This window comes from Streptomyces sp. NPDC048196, assembly GCF_040652715.1.
GTDB lineage: Bacteria > Actinomycetota > Actinomycetes > Streptomycetales > Streptomycetaceae > Streptomyces > Streptomyces siderophoricus.
This window is the reverse complement of sequence record NZ_JBEZMM010000001.1, coordinates 745274-762282: the sequence shown is the minus strand read 5'-3', so window position 1 is coordinate 762282 and position 17009 is coordinate 745274. Positions and strand designations below refer to the sequence as shown.

The 17009-nt window shown below is 69.6% G+C and carries 10 protein-coding genes and 7 pseudogenes; 7 read left to right on the top strand and 10 right to left on the bottom strand.

The features are described from left to right. The first annotated feature begins 10 nt into the window (after positions 1-10). Positions 11-304, top strand: a complete 294-nt coding sequence (locus tag AB0E02_RS03580) for a DUF1330 domain-containing protein (RefSeq protein ID WP_362135488.1) — start codon at positions 11-13, stop codon at positions 302-304. Between the two features lie 381 nt (positions 305-685). Here AB0E02_RS03580 and AB0E02_RS03575 read toward each other — a convergent pair. The 5 genes and pseudogenes from AB0E02_RS03575 to AB0E02_RS03555 all read right to left on the bottom strand — a co-directional run. Continuing rightward, a pseudogene (locus AB0E02_RS03575) lies at positions 686-1480 on the bottom strand (Tn3 family transposase); the annotation flags it as partial. Positions 1481-2180: 700 nt separating this feature from the next. Next, positions 2181-3164, bottom strand: a complete 984-nt coding sequence (locus tag AB0E02_RS03570) for a glycine betaine ABC transporter substrate-binding protein (protein WP_362135569.1) — start codon at positions 3162-3164, stop codon at positions 2181-2183. Positions 3165-3169: 5 nt separating this feature from the next. Beyond that, positions 3170-3531 (bottom strand): annotated as a pseudogene (locus AB0E02_RS03565) (ABC transporter permease subunit); the annotation flags it as partial. A gap of 21 nt (positions 3532-3552) precedes the next feature. After that, positions 3553-3822 (bottom strand): annotated as a pseudogene (locus AB0E02_RS03560) (ATP-binding cassette domain-containing protein); the annotation flags it as partial. A 170-nt stretch (positions 3823-3992) separates the two neighbouring features. After that, positions 3993-4225: pseudogene (locus tag AB0E02_RS03555) on the bottom strand (ABC transporter permease); the annotation flags it as partial. 341 nt (positions 4226-4566) lie between these two features. On the opposite strand from AB0E02_RS03555, the gene AB0E02_RS03550 reads away from it, so the two are divergent. Further along, positions 4567-5544 (top strand): methyltransferase domain-containing protein, encoded by a 978-nt coding sequence (locus AB0E02_RS03550; RefSeq protein WP_362135486.1) that lies wholly within the window; start codon positions 4567-4569, stop codon positions 5542-5544. Here AB0E02_RS03550 and AB0E02_RS03545 read toward each other — a convergent pair. From AB0E02_RS03545 to AB0E02_RS03530, 4 genes and pseudogenes are all read right to left on the bottom strand, one after another. Beyond that, a pseudogene (locus AB0E02_RS03545) lies at positions 5437-5739 on the bottom strand (IS5/IS1182 family transposase); the annotation flags it as partial. The gene AB0E02_RS03550 and the pseudogene AB0E02_RS03545 sit on opposite strands and share 108 nt — an antisense overlap. Before the next feature lie 59 nt (positions 5740-5798). Next, positions 5799-7355 carry an oxidoreductase gene (locus AB0E02_RS03540; RefSeq protein ID WP_362135484.1) on the bottom strand — a complete coding sequence of 519 codons (1557 nt, stop codon included), beginning with the start codon at positions 7353-7355 and terminating at the stop codon, positions 5799-5801. Between the two features lie 83 nt (positions 7356-7438). Next, positions 7439-7723 (bottom strand): hypothetical protein, encoded by a 285-nt coding sequence (locus AB0E02_RS03535; protein WP_362135482.1) that lies wholly within the window; start codon positions 7721-7723, stop codon positions 7439-7441. 174 nt (positions 7724-7897) lie between these two features. Next, positions 7898-8917: a helix-turn-helix domain-containing protein gene (locus AB0E02_RS03530; RefSeq protein ID WP_362135480.1), complete on the bottom strand. Its 1020-nt coding sequence runs from the start codon at positions 8915-8917 to the stop codon at positions 7898-7900. A 128-nt stretch (positions 8918-9045) separates the two neighbouring features. Here AB0E02_RS03530 and AB0E02_RS03525 point away from each other — a divergent pair, with 128 nt between their 5' ends. From AB0E02_RS03525 to AB0E02_RS03510, 4 genes and pseudogenes are all read left to right on the top strand, one after another. Beyond that, the gene (locus AB0E02_RS03525; RefSeq protein WP_362135478.1) at positions 9046-9927 is read left to right on the top strand and encodes an NAD(P)-binding domain-containing protein; all 882 of its coding nucleotides are present in this window, start codon (positions 9046-9048) and stop codon (positions 9925-9927) included. Next, positions 9924-10823 (top strand): NAD(P)-binding domain-containing protein, encoded by a 900-nt coding sequence (locus AB0E02_RS03520; protein ID WP_362135476.1) that lies wholly within the window; start codon positions 9924-9926, stop codon positions 10821-10823. The genes AB0E02_RS03525 and AB0E02_RS03520 overlap by 4 nt, the downstream gene beginning before the upstream one ends. A 1541-nt stretch (positions 10824-12364) precedes the next feature. Further along, entirely contained in the window at positions 12365-12691 is a 327-nt protein-coding gene (locus AB0E02_RS03515; RefSeq protein WP_362135474.1) for a MerR family transcriptional regulator, read from the top strand. 460 nt (positions 12692-13151) lie between these two features. Next, a pseudogene (locus AB0E02_RS03510) lies at positions 13152-13322 on the top strand (AAA family ATPase); the annotation flags it as partial. 582 nt (positions 13323-13904) lie between these two features. On the opposite strand, the gene AB0E02_RS03505 reads toward AB0E02_RS03510, so the two are convergent. Then, positions 13905-16301 (bottom strand): Orn/Lys/Arg decarboxylase N-terminal domain-containing protein, encoded by a 2397-nt coding sequence (locus AB0E02_RS03505; protein ID WP_362135472.1) that lies wholly within the window; start codon positions 16299-16301, stop codon positions 13905-13907. A 316-nt stretch (positions 16302-16617) separates the two neighbouring features. Here AB0E02_RS03505 and AB0E02_RS03500 point away from each other — a divergent pair. Then, positions 16618-16939, top strand: a pseudogene (locus tag AB0E02_RS03500) (transposase); the annotation flags it as partial. Positions 16940-17009: the final 70 nt, after the last annotated feature.

Sequence of the window (17009 nt, the reverse complement as noted above, 5' to 3'; positions counted from 1 at the left end):
GAGGTTTTCCATGGCCAAGGGCTACTGGGTCAGTGTCTACCCCGCCATTTTCGACCCTGAGGAGCTGACTGACTACAACGAGCTGGCCGGTCCGGCTGTCCGGGCTGGGGGCGGGCGCGTCCTGTCCAATTTCGGTCGAGTCGTCGCCCACGAGGCCGGAATCACCGAACGCGTCGTTCTGATCGAGTTCGACAGCTTTGAACAGGCCGTCGCGGCATACGAGAGCGAGGCATACCAGAAGGCGCTGGTGACCCTCCCCGACGGCTTCGAGCGCGACTTCCGCATCATCGAAGGCATCGACTGACCCGCCGACTGACCGGCGGGCCCAGCCATCGCTGAGCATCCGTCACCCGATACGCCCACGGTGCTCAACGACGACTCACCAGACGAGGTCCGGGCCGGCTGGACTGTCTCGCTGACCTCGTCGACGAAACTCACGCTCGCCCGAAGCGAACCGCGAACCGCTTCTCACACGACAGATCGGTCCAGCGCACACACGGCTTCGATGACCAGGGGCGCATCCTGCATCCATCTGGGCTGTAACCGCCCGAAGGCGTCCGGGCCATCACCGCAGAGCCGACTGACCCGACCGGCTCGCGACCGTGTGGCGCAGGTTGAAGATCAAGGCGAGGCGCCGCGGGTCAGCGCCCGCGAATGACACCCGCGCAGCCTGGGAAAGCCCAGGTCAGTCCAGGGCCTGGTCGTCCTCGTCCAGCTCGGGCACATCCGGGTCGCGCAGCGGGCGCAGGTCCCGGCCGGGGCTGCTGGCCTTGATGTTGAACAGGTAGCGGCCCAGGAAGGTGATGTGCCGGTCCTTGAGCGGGGAGAGGCGGGCGACGTCCTCGTCCTTGATGTCGTGGCCCTCGGCGTGGAGTTGGGCGACGGCGGCATCCAGGTAGCGGGTGTTCCACAGGACGACGGCGTTGAGGACCAGACCGAGCGCGGCGAGCTGGTCCTCCTAGCCCTCGCGGTACGCCTGGCGGATCTGGCCCCGCGCCGCCGTGGCAGATCGCACGGGCCAGGCGGTGGCGGGACTCCTGCACGGTGAGCTGCCGGTTCCTCAGCCGCCGGTAGGTGTTGTCGACCGGGTCGACCACGGCGAGCAGGTGCCTGGTCGTGTCGATCCGGCCGTACTCGGCGAACGCGGCCCCCAGCGGGGTGGGGTGGCCTCGGGGCCGAACATCCGCAGCAGGTCGTACGTGCGCACCTGGTTGGTGATCAGCGATCCGGCGACGCGGAGCATGTCCGGCCAGTGCGTGACTATCCGCTTGAGGTTGACCTTGTTGCAGGCCACTGCGTCCAGCGGCCCGTATCCCGACGGTTCGTCGCCGTCGGGCAGGTCCGCGCGCCAGAACCGCTGTTCGTTCAGGTCACGGAAGCGCGGGGCGCAGCGGAAGCCGAGCATCTTGAAGAGGCCGAACGCCATGTCGGAGTAGGAGGCGTTGTCGGTGGCGACCATCTCCGTCTTCACCCCGCCGTCCTGTTCCTGGAGGCCCGGAGACTCGCGGGAGAAGCGGGTGGACCCGCCGAGCCGACGATCGTAGCGCCGGTGGCGATCCGAGCGGCGAGTCCGTCGAGGGAGTCGGTGGAGAACGGGAACGAGGAGGCGTGGGCGATGTCGTGGTTCATGCCCCGCACCCTCATACATCGAGTTGAGTTGAGGTCAAGCGCCCTGCCAGCCAGGCGTCCGGTCAGACGGCCAGTCAGACGGCTCCCCGCGCCGCCGACCCCGGCCCCAGTCGCTCCCACGACTCCCACCGCTGTCACGGCCCCCGTCAACTCCCGCCGCGGTGCGGGCAGCGCACAGACGGCCTTGCCTGCGCCGGCCCCCGCCGGCCGCGCGGATGGCCTCGATCGTCTCCACCGGCCGCGCCGACGCACACACCTCCCGGCCATGTGGGCCAGCCCTACGGCCGCCCCGCGACTGAGTAAGCCACCGCAGTCGAAACCCTCCGCCCCATGGAAGGACGGCACCGGCGCCACCGCGGCGGTTTCGAAGGCGACGAAGCAGCGTTCCGGCGACGAAGCAGCGTTCCAGCGCCTTGACCGGCTCCTCAGTCCATGGCGCGACCAGGGCGCGTCGTTCGGATCAGGGTGTCCCGGCCCTCCGGACGGCAGCGTCCACACCAGCGGCAGGGCGCTCTCCTCCTGCTCGTCGGAGGCTCGTGCGGATCCGGCTGTCAGTCTTCCCGGATGAAGCCCTCGCGCACCAGCCAGTCCTTCGCCACCTCGTGCGGGTCCTCCCCGTCCACGTCCACCCGCGCGTTCAACCGCTGGGCCTCGGCCCCCGTAAGCCGCTTGGTGATCGGGGCGAGGAGGTCGGCGATGGCGGGGTACTTCCTCATGGTGGCGCTGTTCATCTCGGGTGCCGCGTTGTAGTTGGGGAAGAAGTGCCGGTCGTCCTGAAGCACCTTCAACTTGAGTGCGGGAATGCGGCCGTCGGTCGTGGCCGCCACGCCGAGGGCGCAGGCCGTGCCCTCGGCGACCTGGGTGTAGACGACGCCGTCGTCCATCTTTTTGAAGTTCCCGCGCCGAAGGGCGAAACCGTACGTCTTCGCCACGCCCGGCAGGCCGTCCTCGCGCACCGAGAACTCGCTTCCGCCGCAGATCGTCGCCGCGCCCGGGTCCTTCTTCGTCAGACGTGCCACGTCGGAGAGTGTGCGCAGCCGGTACTTGTGCGCATTCGCCTGGTTCGCGACCAGCGCGTAGGTGTTGTTGAGCGGGGCGGCAGGCAGCCAGGTGATGCCGTTGCGGCGGTCCTGATCGCGTACGGCCTCCCACTGCTCGTGCGGGTCGACGACCCGCTTGGTGTGACCGAGGTAGGTGATCCAGGCCGTGCCGGTGTACTCATACATCCCGTCCGCCGCACCGGACTTGACCGCCTCGCGGGCACCGATCGAGCCCTGGATGTTCGTCCGGTCCAAAACTTCCGCGCCGGCCGCTTTGAAGACCAGCCCCATGATCTGACCCAGAATGATCTGCTCGGTGAACTCCTTTGACGTCACGGTCAGTTGGGCGCCCTTCAGCGGTCGCCCCTGCCCGAGGGAGCCGGGCTGCACCGAGTCCGCCAGCGGACTGCCGCTGGTCAATCCGCAGCCACTCAGCCCTGCCGCGGCGAGCAACAGGGCACCCACCCCCGCGACGGCCGTCCGTACCCGGGCCATGCGCATCACTCCACCTCCAAACCGCGTGGGCGTAGCAGCAACTCGACGAGCGTCCCCGGCCAGTCCATGATCAGCGCCATGGCGACCGTCACTACCATCAGTACGAAGCCGAGCACCAGCACCGACGTGCACTGGTGGGTGATGCCGGAAGAGCCCAGGTCCCCGAGCCCTCCTCCTACCCCGAAGGCGGCCGGCGTCGCGGTGCCGGCGTTCAGCACGAGCGCGGTCCGTACGCCCACCAGAACAGCGGGACGACCAGGGGCAGTTCGACCCGGAACAACATCAGCAGCGGCGACATCCCGATGCCGCGCACCGCCTCCACCAATGCCGGGCCGGTGCCCCTCGCGCCGGCCACGGTGTTGCTCACCTCCTCACCCCAGTCCCGCACCTCCGCGCAGGATTGGCCAGCCATCTTCGGAACGAGCCCAATGTTCTCAGTGACGGTCATGTGGGGAAAGAGCCCCGTGGCCTGGATGACGCAGCCGAAGGTGCGGCACAGCACCACAGGACTGATGCCGGTGACGTCCTCACCGCCGATGGTGATCTGCCCCGAGGATGGCTCGATCAGCCGATTGATCATCTTCAGGGTGGTGCCCTTGCCGCAGCCCGAAGATCCCATAAGGATCACGGCTTCGCCGGCCGCTTCGTCCCCGGTCACGTCCCCCACGGCCCGGGCTCGGCTGCCCGGACAGCGCTTGGTGAGGTTAGCCAGCCGGATACTCCCGCTGGCGGCGACCGGCCGGCCCGGCGCATCCAGCAGATCGGGCGGATCCACCGCGGCCCACGGCACCGGACGTCGAGCAGGTCGGTCCGACGAATTCGACAGAGTCAGTCACGGATCCCCCCTGAGATGGTGAGCCGTCCGATCAGCACGTACCCGGCATCGAACGGCAGGCCGCGACGACGATTCCAAGCGCCCCCGACACTACTTTGATGAGCATGTTCGCACCGCCCAGGCCAGAGAACCCACGGAAGATCTGATTGCCAAGCCCGGGCCCTGACGCATAGGCCGCGACCGCCGCAATACCCACCAGCACCGGGACCAACACCCGGACACCAGTGTCGGTGTGTGGTCTCGGCCCCGACCCCGAACCGGAGAAGAGGTACCACCCGTCATGAACGGGAACGTGCATCTGCTGGCTCCGCCGGCCCCGACTTCAGGTCGTGCTTCAGGTCGTGATCGAAGGCGTCCGGTACGAGGTCGAACCCGCCGTAGCCGACGGCCCGGTCGGCGCCCTGTCCCGCACCTGGTGCGCCGGCTGTGGGGCCGAATACATGCACCCCTTCCGGCGCGTCAGGGAGCAAAACGGTGCTGAAGGACGTGCGGGGTTCGCTGGCTGTGTGAGACACCCCTCTCCCGTCGTCGTGGCGCTGGTGGCCTGGGAAGGTGGACCATGTAGTCATGACCTCCTCGCCCCGCCCGCCGCACGTCCATGGCCGACCGGATCCGCTAGGCGGCCCTACCGCGCTCGGTGCAAAGTCCGCTCCCGCCCGCGGGTACCTGCTGGACAACGCGCGCGCCGAGGCGGGCGAGCGATTCGTTTGGCTGGCCGAGCTGTTCGACGGTGTGACGCGCGGGCACTTCGAACGCCTGGGGGTCAGGGCTGGCTCGCGCTGCTGGGAAGTGGGGGCCGGTGGCCCTGGTATCCCGGAGGCGCTCGCGGCGGCCGTCGGTCCGACCGGTCACGTGCTGGCAACAGACATCGACCCGTCGTGGCTGAAGGCAGGCGACGGGTACGAGGTGCGCCAGCACGACGTCGCCGCTGATCCGTCCCCGGAGCCAGGAACCTTCGACCTGGTGCACGCCCGGCTCGTGCTGGTCCATGTACCCGACCGGGCGCGCGCGTTGGCCACGATGGCGGCAGCGCTACGGCCCGGCGGCTGGCTGCTGATCGAGGACGCCGATACCGCTCTGCAGCCACTGGCATGCCTGGACGACAGCGGCCCTGCGCAGCGGCGGGCCAACCGGCTGCGCGACGCGGTCCGGGAGCTCCTGGCGCGCCGCGGCGCGGACCTGAGCTACGGCCGGACACTGCCGCGAGCCTTGCGTGAGGCCGGCTTGGTAGATGTCGCCGCGGCGGGCTCTTTCCCGGTCGGTGGGCCGGCCTGCGACCGGCTGGAGGCGGCGACCATCCGGCACGTGCGCGGCGAGCTGCTCGCGGCCGGCCTGGCCGACGACGCCGAGATCGACGCCCACCTGGCCGCCCTCCACGCGGGCGAACTCGACCTGACACTCGCGCCGCTGATCTCGGCCTGGGGACGCCGTCCCGCCGAGCGGAGTTCCACGGCGATCGACGATCAGTTGATGTTTGGCACCGGGACGGGCCCGGTCGACCGGCGGGGGGCCGACGTGTCCCCCTTTGAGCGCCCGGACGTGTGACCCGTCCACGGGGCAGTCGTCGAGGTCCGGCAGGTCGGCACGGCGCAGCTCGGTCAGCAAGGCGGCGTGAAGACGCGGCCACACGCCAGTCTCTGTCCCGTCCGTCAGCCGGCGCCAAACCGTCACTCCGAAGGAGCCCACAGTCTCCGCGGGGACGCCGCACCAGGCGACATCGGTCCGCAGCACGTACATCACTTCCTCACCCTCGGATGCGCGCTGATCCGCTGGCGACGCCTGAGCTCAGCTGTCGACCGCTAGTTTTTCTGCAGGGTGCGGGTGACACCCGCGATGACGGCGGTCGTCAGCACCCAGCCGAAGGCGATCAGTAGGTAGGCCAGCCACTGGAGGCAGCCGTTCGACCAGTACCAAGCCGTGCGCTGACCCAGACCGCCGATGGGGATCAGCAGGTCGAGTGTGTAGACGAGGGGCTGAAACGGGGGGCCTTGTCCTCGTTGGACCGGGTGGGGGGAGTGTGTGCCGAAGGACAGTGTGCCCAGCAAGGTCAGCGCGAGGAGCCAGACGCCGGCCAGCCAGGGGCGATAGCCATAACCGACGGTCGCATCAAGCAGGTGCCCCCACCCACGCGCGGCCGGAGACAGAGTCTGTCGCCGCTGGCGCTGTTTGGCCAGGAGTACGCGCCGGGCGTCGTCGTCGTGGCCCGCCTTCCGATACCAACTTGCCAACTGCTCGTACGGCTGGGGGCTGTAGCCCGGGCTGCGTCGAATCCACGACAAGCGGCGGGCCACGGAGTCCAGGCGCCCCACTGCCTCTCGCCGCTCGCCAGCCTCGTCCACCTTGATGGAGCCGTAGACGAAGCCGTCCAACTCCACCACGTCCGGCCAACTGTGGTCGTTATCGTGAAGATAGGACACCTGTGCGCCCCGCAGGTCCACGGCGCCGGACGGTGGCCGGGCAAGGGTGAAGTCGAAGTCGACGGCCTGCATCAGCAGGGCGACCAAGGAGGGGCCGTGGCCGCCAGGCGGCCCGTTCAGGACGGCTCCTTCAAAGGTCAGGTTGTCCGAGATCCGGGCACCCCGCAGCCGTATGGTTCCGTTCGCGATGAACCCGCCGGAGAAGTTGAGCGTCGAGGCCACGGCGTTATCCAGGGCGATCGCCACCCCGCGCCGGCCGGGGCCCACCAGGCGTGCGCCCCGCATGTGCAGTCCGCCTGGCAGCTGTGCTCCCATGAGACGGACTTCACCGTGCGCGACAAACCCGTCCTGACAGTAGACGCCGCCCTCGGCGACCAGTCCGCCGGCGGACACTGCCCATTCCTCGGGTGCGGTGATTTCGGCGCCGTTGAGGTTCACGGCGCCGCTCACGTGAGCGTTGATGAGCGACAAGGCGGTGACCCTTCGGTGGAAGGGCGAGGCGGAGCCGCTTTCCAGGCGAGAGCGCCGCAGATCGATGCGTCCCTCGACACGGATCAAGCCGGCTTCCACGCCCGGTACTCGGCTGCCCACGATCGCAATCGACTGGGTCGACGCTCCGGAGAGGTCCACGCCCTCCTCGAACCAGCAGTCCTCAAGCCAGAGAGCGTGAGCGATGTGCGCGCCAGCCAGGTTGACATGCCCGGATATCCGCGCCCCGGCGAGCCTCAGACACGCGACAGCGCCCGGCTGCGCGGTGTTCGCGCCCTGGAGGAGCGCCACGATCACGGCGGCCCGAACCGTCCGCTCGGTACCCCACTGTCCACCTTCGGCCACACGGTCTTCCTCGGGCACACCCCTACACAGGTCCACGCAGCGTCCCTCGGGGAACGCATCCCACAGCTCACGCTCTGGTGAAGTCAACTCGTCATAGGAGAGCACCCATGCAGAGTAGTGATCTCCTTTCGCGCTCGCCTTGCCTTACCGCACGCGGATCGGAGAGCTGCTCATTCAGTTAGTGGTTCTTAGGCCACGCCCGCGTGGGCGACAACTGTGTGCGTGTCCGTGCCAGTGGAGGGATTGAAGTCGGTGCTCCCGCTGAAGGTGGCGGTGACCGTGTACGGGCTCCTGGACGTGGTGGTGAAAGTGTGGGTGACCGTGGCGGTGACGGCCACCGGCTGACCCGCCACCGAGGGATCCGGTGAAGAGGTCACCGTCGTGGTGGTCAGGGCAGCGTGAGCCTGCACGGTGTGGGTGTCGGTGGCCGCGGCAGGCTTGACGTTCCGGTCCCCGCTGTAGTTCGCGGTCACGGTGTACGGACTGCCGGCCACACCGGCGTACGCGTGCCGTACCGCCGCCGCGCCACGGCTGACGCGCGCGGTGACCGGTGGCGTGCCGTCGCCACCCCGCGCACCCGGTTGGGCCGGGAGGGTTGCGTCCTCCGGCCCCGGTCCTTGCGGCCGGCTGGGAAATCGGCTGTGTGTCTACGACGACGGGTTGGGGACCTTCCCTCCGGGTGACTGTCGAGGGAAGGCGCGGCGGTAGTCGGCAGGGGGGATGCCGATGTGCTTGAGGAAGTGGTGGCGGAGGTTGTTCGCCGTGCCGAGGCCGCTGAGTTGTGCGATCCGTTCGACCGGCAGATCCGTTGACTCCAGCAGGCTCTGGGCCCTGCCGAGCCGCTGGTTGAGCAGCCACCGCAGTGGCGTCGTGCCGGCGGCCTGCCGCAGCCGCCGGTAGAAGGTGCGCGGGCTCACGGCGGCTCGCCGGGCCAGGTCCTCGATCGTAAGCGGCTGGTCGAGGCGCGCCTGCGCCCACTCCAGCACGGGCCCCAGGCCCTCGTCGTCAGTGGCGGGCACCGACAGGTCGATGAACTGCGCCTGGCCGCCGGGCCGGTGGGCGGGCACCACCATGCGGCGGGCCAACTGGTTGGCGACGTGCGCGCCGAGGTCGCGGCGGACCAGGTGCAGGCACAGGTCGAGCCCGGCGGTCATGCCGGCGCTGGTGAGCACGTCGCCGTCGTCCACGTAGAGCACCGAGTCATCCACCCGTACCTTCGGGTAACGCTCGGCGAGCTGGACGGTGTGCATCCAGTGTGCGGTGGCGCGACGGCCATCGAGCAGCCCCGCCTCGGCCAGTGCGAACGCGCCGGTACACAGGGACACCATCCGAGCTCCCGCCTCGTACGCCCGGCGCAACGCCTCGATCAGCCGCGGTGGCAGCGGGACGCCCTCCTCGACACAGGGGTCCGGCACCGACGGCACGATGACCGTGTCGGCGCCGACCAGGTCCTCCAGCCCGTAGGGGGTGCGCAGCCCGAAGCCCGGTGAGCCGGGCGAGTCCGGCGACCGGTCCCCCGTTCCACACAGCCGCAGGTCGTACCACCGGTCTGCGAGATCGGGCTGCGGCTTGCCGAACACCGTGGCAGGGATGCTCAGTTCGTACAGGTCCCAGGACGGGACCTCGATGTTCTCAGTCACCACCAGGGCGACGGAACCAACGCTCATGCCCGCCATCGTACGACCACGAAGTGGCAGGAATTTGGTGGGAGTCGTCATCAGTGTCACTGGTGGGCTCAAGCCTGCGCTGCGACTCTCGTACGTAGGTGATAAACAACCGCTCAAGGAGAACTGACATGACGTCTGCCCCACAGCCGGTGACCGTCCTCGGACTGGGGAACATGGGCTTCGCACTGGCCGCCGCCCTGCTGGACCGCGGCCACCCGGTGACCGTGTGGAACCGCTCGCCGCACAAGGCCGTGCCGCTGACCGACCGGGGCGCACGCCTCGCCGCGACCCCTGCGGAAGCGATTGCGGCGAGCCCGCTCGTCATCCCCTGCGTCATCGACTACGACGCGCTGTATGCCCTTCTCGAGGGAGCAACCGGCTCCCTCACGGGCCGGGCAGTCGTCAACCTCACCTCCGGTAGCCCGGAGCAGGCACACCAGGCACTGGCGTGGTTCCGCTCGCACGGCGCCGACTACCTCGACGGCGCGATCATGACGACCCCCCCGGGCGTGGGGAGTTCCGAGGTGATGTTCCTGTACAGCGGCCCACGCGAGGTGTTCGACGCCCACCGCGCCACCCTGGCGGCCCTGGGCGACCCCCTGCACCTCGACGCCGACCCCGGCCTGGCATCCCTCTACGACGCCGCCCTGCTGGGCCTGATGTGGGCCACCATGACCGGCTGGCTGCACGGCACCGCGCTGGTCGGCGCCGAAAAGGTCACGGCCACGGCGTTCACGCCCGTGGCGATCCGCTGGCTGAGCACAGTGAACGGCTTCCTCACCCGGTACGCCGGCCAGGTGGACACCGGCCGCTATCCGGGCGACGACGCCACCGTGGACGTGCAGATCGCGACCATCGACCACCTCATCCATGCCGCCGTCGCCCGCGGCCTGGACACCGCGCTGCCCACGCTCCTGAAGTCCACCATGGAACGGGCCAAGACCGCCGGCCACGGCTCGGACAGCTTCGCCAGCGTCATCAAGGTGCTCGCCGAAACGGAGTCGAAGTGAAGACCGTCCCCGAATCCACACCCGTCGCCCTCCCGGCCCCCGTCACCGTCATCGGCCTCGGCAACCTCGGCCAGGCGATCGCCGGGACCCTGCTGCGCGACGGCCACCCCGTGACCGTCTGGAACCGCTCCCCGGCCAGGGCCGAGCCGCTCGTCACGCGCGGCGCCACAGCAGCGGCTACGGCCGCCGCGGCCATCGCCGCGGCTGACCTCGTGATCGTCGCCCTACTCGACTCCCCCGCCGCCCGCGAGGTGCTCACCGGCGCGGCCGGCGCCGTACGCGGCCGGGCCCTGGTGAACCTCACCTCCGGCGGCCCCGAGGACGCCCGGGCACTCGCCGCCTGGGCAGCGGAGCAGGGCGCGGAATACCTCCACGGGGCGGTGTACGCCGTGCCCCAGACGATCGGTACCGCCCAGGCATCCGTCAGCTACAGCGGCTCGCCGGACGTCCACCGGCGCTGGCGGGCGCCGCTCGACCTGCTCGGCAAGGGCACCTTCCTCGGCGCCGACGCCGGCCGTGCCTCCGGCTACGACGTGGCCGTGCTCGCCGGCATGTACGGCATGCTCGGCGGCTTCTTCCACTCCGCGGCGATGGCCAAGGCGGCCGGCATCAGCACCGCCGAACTCACCCCGAGGCTGGTGTCCTGGCTGGCCGACTTGTTCCCCGCACTGGCCACGTTCGCCGAGGAGATCGACAGCGGCGACTACACCACCGGCGAGTCCAGCCTGGCCATGAACGCCGCCGGCCTGGAGACGATCATCCGGGCCAGCCAGACGCAGGGCATCCCCGCATCCACGCTCGCCCCCCTCAAGGCCCTGATCGACCGCCAGGTGGCAGACGGCCACGGCTCGGAAAGCCTCGCCCGCGTCGCCGAACCGCTCCTGAGCGGCACCTGAGCATCACCATGCCGCCCTTCGCGGATCTGTACGCCGACTTCCACGCCTGCGCCGGGTCCCTCATCCACGCCACGACGGTCACGGTCGACGCATCGAACCGGCCCCCGACGCGGGTGCTCAGTGCTCATCCGGTGTGGGAGACCGTCGACGGATCCCCGGCGCACGGGTGGCCGTGCAAGCTGCTCACCCGTCGGCTTGCTCATGCGATGACGAGTCACCGACTCTGACAGTCCTGATGGGCCGTGCCGTGCCGCCGGCCCCGCCCAAGCGGGCCGTTGTCGCGGGGCAGTCCCGAGGTGATGACGTGGCGACACCATGGGGTAAATCGAATCGCCGCCGATCGGGTAGACCGAAGGTCCGGGTGGCTCGGACCCGGACCCCGCGCCCTTGTTGGGGTCGCAGAGTGATAGCGCTCCCGCCGGTTGCGCACACGGCGCCAGGCAGGGGTCCCTGCCACAGCGGGCGGGGACGCTGGCCAAGGGACCTGCGAAGTAAACGCTGGTGGCGGGCTCGGCGTCGGCCGGTGCCGTCCACGGGTTCGGTGGACGGGCGGGGCGTCCGGAAGCCCCGGGGGTACCGAACGGGCCGGAGGTCAGCAGCGGGGCGAACGCGTAGGTCCAGTCGGCGAGTTGGAAGCGTTCGAGGACGGCGACGGCCCGCGCGACCGGCACGGTACGGCCCGCGGACCGGCGCGGTGACGATCCAGGTGGCTTGAGCGGCGTGGGCGCCTCGCCCTTGAAGGCGAGGCGCCCGCCCGGCGAGGCGGGCGAGTGCGACGACCAGGTCGCCGCCGTGGCGCAGGGCATGGGTCACGAGTTCGGGGACACCAGGGCAGGGTTTCCGAGGTATGAAGGCCAGGGCCGCGTCGAGGCTGTCAGGCGCCAGCACGGGCGGACGTTGCGGGCGCAAGGGAGCCTGCGGGGCTGTGCGCTGACACCCGGTCTGGGCCGGTTGTGCTGCGGCTCAGCTTGTGGCCGCCGTGCTGCCCCTCAGTCCAAATGTCACTCTTCCGGGTGTACCTGAGGCAGGACTCCCCTCACTCGGGGTTGAGAAAATCTGCCATGGGGAGAGTAGACATTGGCGCGTGCGGGAGTTAGCGTTTTCTCGTAGCCCAGAAGTCGAAGAGGGCACGGCAGAGATGAACTGCCGTGCAAGCAGGCCAGGCAGGACGCGGAACGGCAGTGGAGTGTGGCGGGGCCGGAGATGGTGGGCTCCTTCACTGACTGCCGGGCCGAGCGGCCCCAGGGGCCGCATGCAGTACCCGCGGTATCCAGCAGTACAACCGAGTAACCGAATGAGGTAAGGAGCAGACGCCATCAGGATCGCCCGGGCGAAGCAGAACACCGCTCGGGTACCGCAGGCCCCGGATTGGAAGGTGGTCCCCGGTCACGCAACCGCGATCCCCGCACCTCCGCCCTCCCAGGCGGACCAGCGGAACAAGAAGGCCGGCGCAGTCAGCCGGTAGATGGTGTTGAAAGCTCGGGGCCCGAGTGCCAGTACGGCACTCGGGCCCCTCGATGCGTCCCCGAAAGAAGAGGTCTATGCCCCCTCGCAGTACCCGCCCCGTCGACAAGCTCGACGACGACGACTACCCCGCCTACACCATGGGCCGGGCCGCCGAAATGCTCGGCACCACCCCCGCCTTCCTCCGTGCCCTCGGCGAGCACCGCCTGATCACCCCGCTGCGCTCCGAAGGCGGCCACCGCCGCTACTCCCGCTACCAGCTGCGCATCGCCGCCCGCGCCCGCGAACTCGTCGACGCCGGCACGCAGATAGAGGCCGCCTGCCGCATCATCATCCTCGAAGACCAGCTCGAAGAGGCCCAGCGCATCAACGAAGAACTGCGCACCCGCGGCGCCACCTCGTAACGGCGTTTCGACACCGACCTGCCGAGCTGATCACCGCCGCGGGCACGGCCTGACCCGCGATGGCAGACGCGCAACCGGCGGACGGGCCCACGCCATGCACCGGGCCCGTCCGCGGCACCGAGGCTCTGAGCGCCTGGCATCGCTTGGCCGACGGACCCCCGGCATGACCGACCGGCGGGCCGGCCAACTCTCATGCTCAGCCAACCCTGGTGTCACTGCGCGGGCTGGACGCGGCCCACCCGGCGCCCACCGACGCCGACCTCACCAACTCACCTGCGACGGCGAACGGCGGCTGCGGCTGCGGCTGCGGCTGCGGCTGCGGCGAGAGGGTGTTCGGGGCCCGGCCGACCGGCGACCTGCCGTCGATCGTGTGGCACCCGACACGGCGCGGGCCCGGTTCCTCCACTGGCTGGCCGCCGGCCAGGGCGAGCGGTGTGTCTGATCGGGACTCCGGCATCGGCAAGTCCACCTGCTGATCGCCTTGGGTACAGCCGCCGCGATGGCCTGCCACCGCGTCCGCTACACCACCACCGCCCTCGTGAGCGAACTGATCGAGGCGGCCGACAACAAACAGCGCAGCAAGACCATCGCCCGCTACGGACGCGTCGGCCTGCTCGAAATCGACGAACTCATTGGCGGCCCCTTACCTTCTGCCGAGGACGTGGAGCCTTGTCATGCCCCCTGATGCCCTGGCCCGTCAGGTGGGATTCGGGCTCGGTATCGCCGGTCTGGTTGCGCTGGCCCTGGGTGCCGGTCGGCCATCTGGCGGACCGGCACGGAGCACGCGGCGGCTACGCAGTCACCCTTGTCGTTCAGGCGCTGGCCACGGCCGGCTTCGTCTGGCGCACAGCTTCTGGCCGTTCGTCCTCGCCGTCTGCGCGGCCGCCGCGGCGAAGGCGGCCGGAACAGCCGCCCGCTCCCCGCTCATCAGGCACTACGGAGGGGACCGGCACCAGGAGCCATGGCGCCCCTTCGACCGCAGCGCTCACGTGATCGCCGTGGGCGAAAGTTCCCCACCGTATCCGCGAGTTCACCCCGCTGCCCACCGCATTCTGAGTGTCCTGATCGAGAAGTTGGGCTTCACGGTCTTCGCCATGGAGCATGGAGCCGCTGAGGCCCGCGCCGTGGACGACCTCCTGGCCCGCGGCCAGCGGAGCTTCTGGCCGCCCCCGGCCCGGCCGGGGCCGGCGGGGGCTTACCTGGTGCCTTGATGTCAGCCTCTGGGCAGTTGAGAACTGGGCGGGTGCGGCGTCGGTGTCTTGTGGTGCTCTCCGGCTGTGCGGCCGGTTTGCTGGGCGGGGATCTGGCGTACGCATTCGATGAGGTAGTCGCCGGTGCCCGGGTCGAGGGTGACGCCGTGGGTCTCGCTACGAAAGCCGGGGAAGCGCCGGTCGAAGGATTCCAGAGCGGTCAGGTAGCGCAGCAGCGGGCCGTCAGGGCTCCCGGTGTTTTCGCCGGGCATCAGGACGGGGATGCCGGGCGGGGTGACAGTGACCATGGCGGCGGCCACCCGGTCGGCCGCGTCGGCCAGCCTTACGCGCTCGGTGCCGCCGCGGATGAGGCGCTGGTAGCAGTGCTGGGGCGGGGTGACGGGCTCGGGCAGGTCCTGGAAGGCGGTGTCGAGCAGCTCGACCAGGCGGGCATCGCGCAGGTGGTGGTGCATCTCCTGGCACAGTTCGCGCAGGGTCTGGCCGGTGTAGCGGTGGGGGTGGGCGGCGACCAGCTCGGGCAGCACCCGCTCCAGAGGCGTGTTGTGGTCGTAGAGCGTTTTGAAGTCCATGAGGGCGTCCATCAGGGTTCCCCACTTGCCCTTGGTGATCCCCATGGAGAAGAGGATGAGCGTGGTGTAGCTGTCGGTCTTCTCCACCACGATGTTCCTGGTGGCCAGGTAGGCGGTGAGGACGCGGGCGGGGATGCCCCACTGGGACATCTGTCCGGTGGCGTCGATGCCGGGGCAGGTGAGGGTGACCTTGATGGGGTCGAGCAGGCAGTAGCCCTCGGTCAGGCCGGTGAAACCATGCCAGTCGGCGTCGGGCGCCAGTTGCCAGCAGGACGGTTCGGTGCGCAGCAGTTCGGGCGGTGCGTCGGCGAAGGGCAGACGCTCGCCGGTGGCCGGGTCGGTCACGGTCGCGGGTTGCCAGACGCCGAAGAACCAGTCGGGCCGGTCGCCGGCAGCGGCGATGCGCCGGGCGACACGTACGACCGTCTGGCGGAAGCGGATGGCTTCGGTCACCGCTTCGTCGATGAGGCAGCGTCCCTGGGGGCCGTCCATCATCGCGGTGGCCACGTCGAGGGAGGCGATCATCGGATACAGCGGTGAGGTGGTGCCGTGCATCATGAACACCTCGTTGAACCGGTCGTGCTCCACCGGCGCCCGGGGTGCGGGTTTGATGTGCACCATGGCGCTCTGTGACAGGGCGGCCAGCAGCTTGTGGGTGGATTGGGTGGCGAAGACGGTGGGGCGTTCGGGGCCGGGGAAGGTGTCGGGGCCGACCGCCATGCCGTAACGGCCGGCGTACAGGGGGTGGAAGCGGGCGTAGGCGAACCAGGCTTCGTCGAAGTGGAGCCGGGGGGTACTGGGTGCGAGGGCCTGGGCGACCTGGAGAGTGTCGTAGCACAGGCCGTCGTAGGTGGAGTTCGTCAGCACCGCGTACTGGGCCTTGGGCGAGACGGCGCCCTGGGTGAGGGGGTTGCGGCTGGTCCGGGAGGCAACCGACTGTGCCTCAATCTCGGCGGGCGGCAGGGGGCCTGCCAGTCCGTAGCCGTTGCGGGTGGGGACCAGGTAGACCGGCCGGGCTCCGGAGAGGACCAGGCCGTGCAGGACCGACTTGTGGCAGTTGCGGTCCACCAGGGCGATCTCGTCCTGGGTGACGCTGAAGTGACCGACCATCCGGTCGCAGGTGGAGTCACCGTGGAGTACGAAGTAGGTGCGGTCGGCGCCGAAGACGCGGGCGGCGTTGCGCTCAGCGGCACCGACCGGGCCGGTGTGTTCGAAGAGGGAACCGAGTTCCTCGACGGAGATCGACAGGTCGCTGCGCAGCAGACGTTCTCCGAAGTAGTCGTGGAAGACCCGGCCGACGGGGGACTTGAGGAAGGCGACACCGCCGGAGTGGGCAGGGGTGTGCCAGGAGTACTCGTGCGCGTGGTCGAAGCGGCGCAGTGCCTTGAAGAACGGTGGCAGCAGGTTGTGCTGATAACCGCGGGCGGCGCTGGCGATGCGGCCGGCGATGAAGGGTGCGGTGTCCTCCAGCGGCCAGATGTAGCCGATCACCGTTTCGGCCACCCACAGGGGCAGGTGTTCCAGGTCTTCGCCCGCCGTGACCAGGAAGACGGGGAGATTCTGGAAGCGCCCGGCGGCGTGGCGCAGTACCTCGGCGCCGCCTGTTTCACCGTCGCCTCCGGTGGCCCGGGGAAGGTCCCAGTCGACCACGGCGGCGGCCATACCTGCCTCGGTGCGCAGCACCGCCTGGGCGTCGTCGGCCGTCGTGGCCCAGCGCACGTCGAGACCTCGGGCCTCCAACTCGTTGCGTACTCTGCGCAGTTGCTCAGCGGCAGCGCCTTGGCTCCCTGGGAACTCGTGTACCGCGAACAGAACCGTCCCGTCGGTCATAGTGGCCCCTCTGTTCTGCGCGTGTCGGCGCATGGTCTGCTGGTGCGTGCCATGCCTGCTGGCCGAGAGACAACCGGAAGATCACCGGCAGCGCCCCGTTGACTGGTCGAAACCACTCCCACGAGGGAGATGGGAAATCACGTCCCTGACCGCGCCATGTGAACGCATGTGGCGGCGAAGTCCGGTGGGTCCGCCCTCTGTCGAGCGCTACGAATGGCGGCAGGCCGACTGGGCCGAGGGCGAACCGGTGACACGGCAACACACCAGCGTTCACCGACGTCATGGCCCGCTTTACGGGTGCCCGGCCCATCGGTCGGGTCGGCCCAGGACCACACCGAACATGATCCTGGCCGACAAGGCCTACTCGTCCCGCGCGAGCCGTTCCCCTCTCCGCCGGCGCGGAATCCGGGCCGTGACCCGCAGCCCGCCACCAGGCCGCCAACCGCAAACGCCGTGGGAGCCGCGGCGGCAGACCACCGGCCTTCCACCGTGACGCCTACAAACAACGCAACACAGTCGAACACTGCATCGACAAACTCAAGCAGTGGCGCGGCCCGGCCACCCGCTACGACAGGATCGCCACCATCTACCTCGCCGGAATCTACCTCGCCGCCATCTTCATTTGGCCAGCGAGATGACCGAGATAAACGTCCTAGGCCTCAGGGTCGACAGAAGTGCGTCTGTAGTGACATGGGTAGGGATAGGGGT

Bases quoted from the DNA above. Each gene is read 5' to 3' on its own strand.
- AB0E02_RS03570 (WP_362135569.1), bottom strand. From the start codon at position 3,164: ATGGCCCGGGTACGGACGGCCGTCGCGGGGGTGGGTGCCCTGTTGCTC.
- AB0E02_RS03515 (WP_362135474.1), top strand. From the start codon at position 12,365: ATGCCCCCTCGCAGTACCCGCCCCGTCGACAAGCTCGACGACGACGAC.
- AB0E02_RS03525 (WP_362135478.1), top strand. From the start codon at position 9,046: ATGACGTCTGCCCCACAGCCGGTGACCGTCCTCGGACTGGGGAACATG.
- AB0E02_RS03505 (WP_362135472.1), bottom strand. From the start codon at position 16,301: ATGACCGACGGGACGGTTCTGTTCGCGGTACACGAGTTCCCAGGGAGC.
- AB0E02_RS03530 (WP_362135480.1), bottom strand. From the start codon at position 8,917: ATGAGCGTTGGTTCCGTCGCCCTGGTGGTGACTGAGAACATCGAGGTC.
- AB0E02_RS03550 (WP_362135486.1), top strand. From the start codon at position 4,567: ATGACCTCCTCGCCCCGCCCGCCGCACGTCCATGGCCGACCGGATCCG.
- AB0E02_RS03580 (WP_362135488.1), top strand. From the start codon at position 11: ATGGCCAAGGGCTACTGGGTCAGTGTCTACCCCGCCATTTTCGACCCT.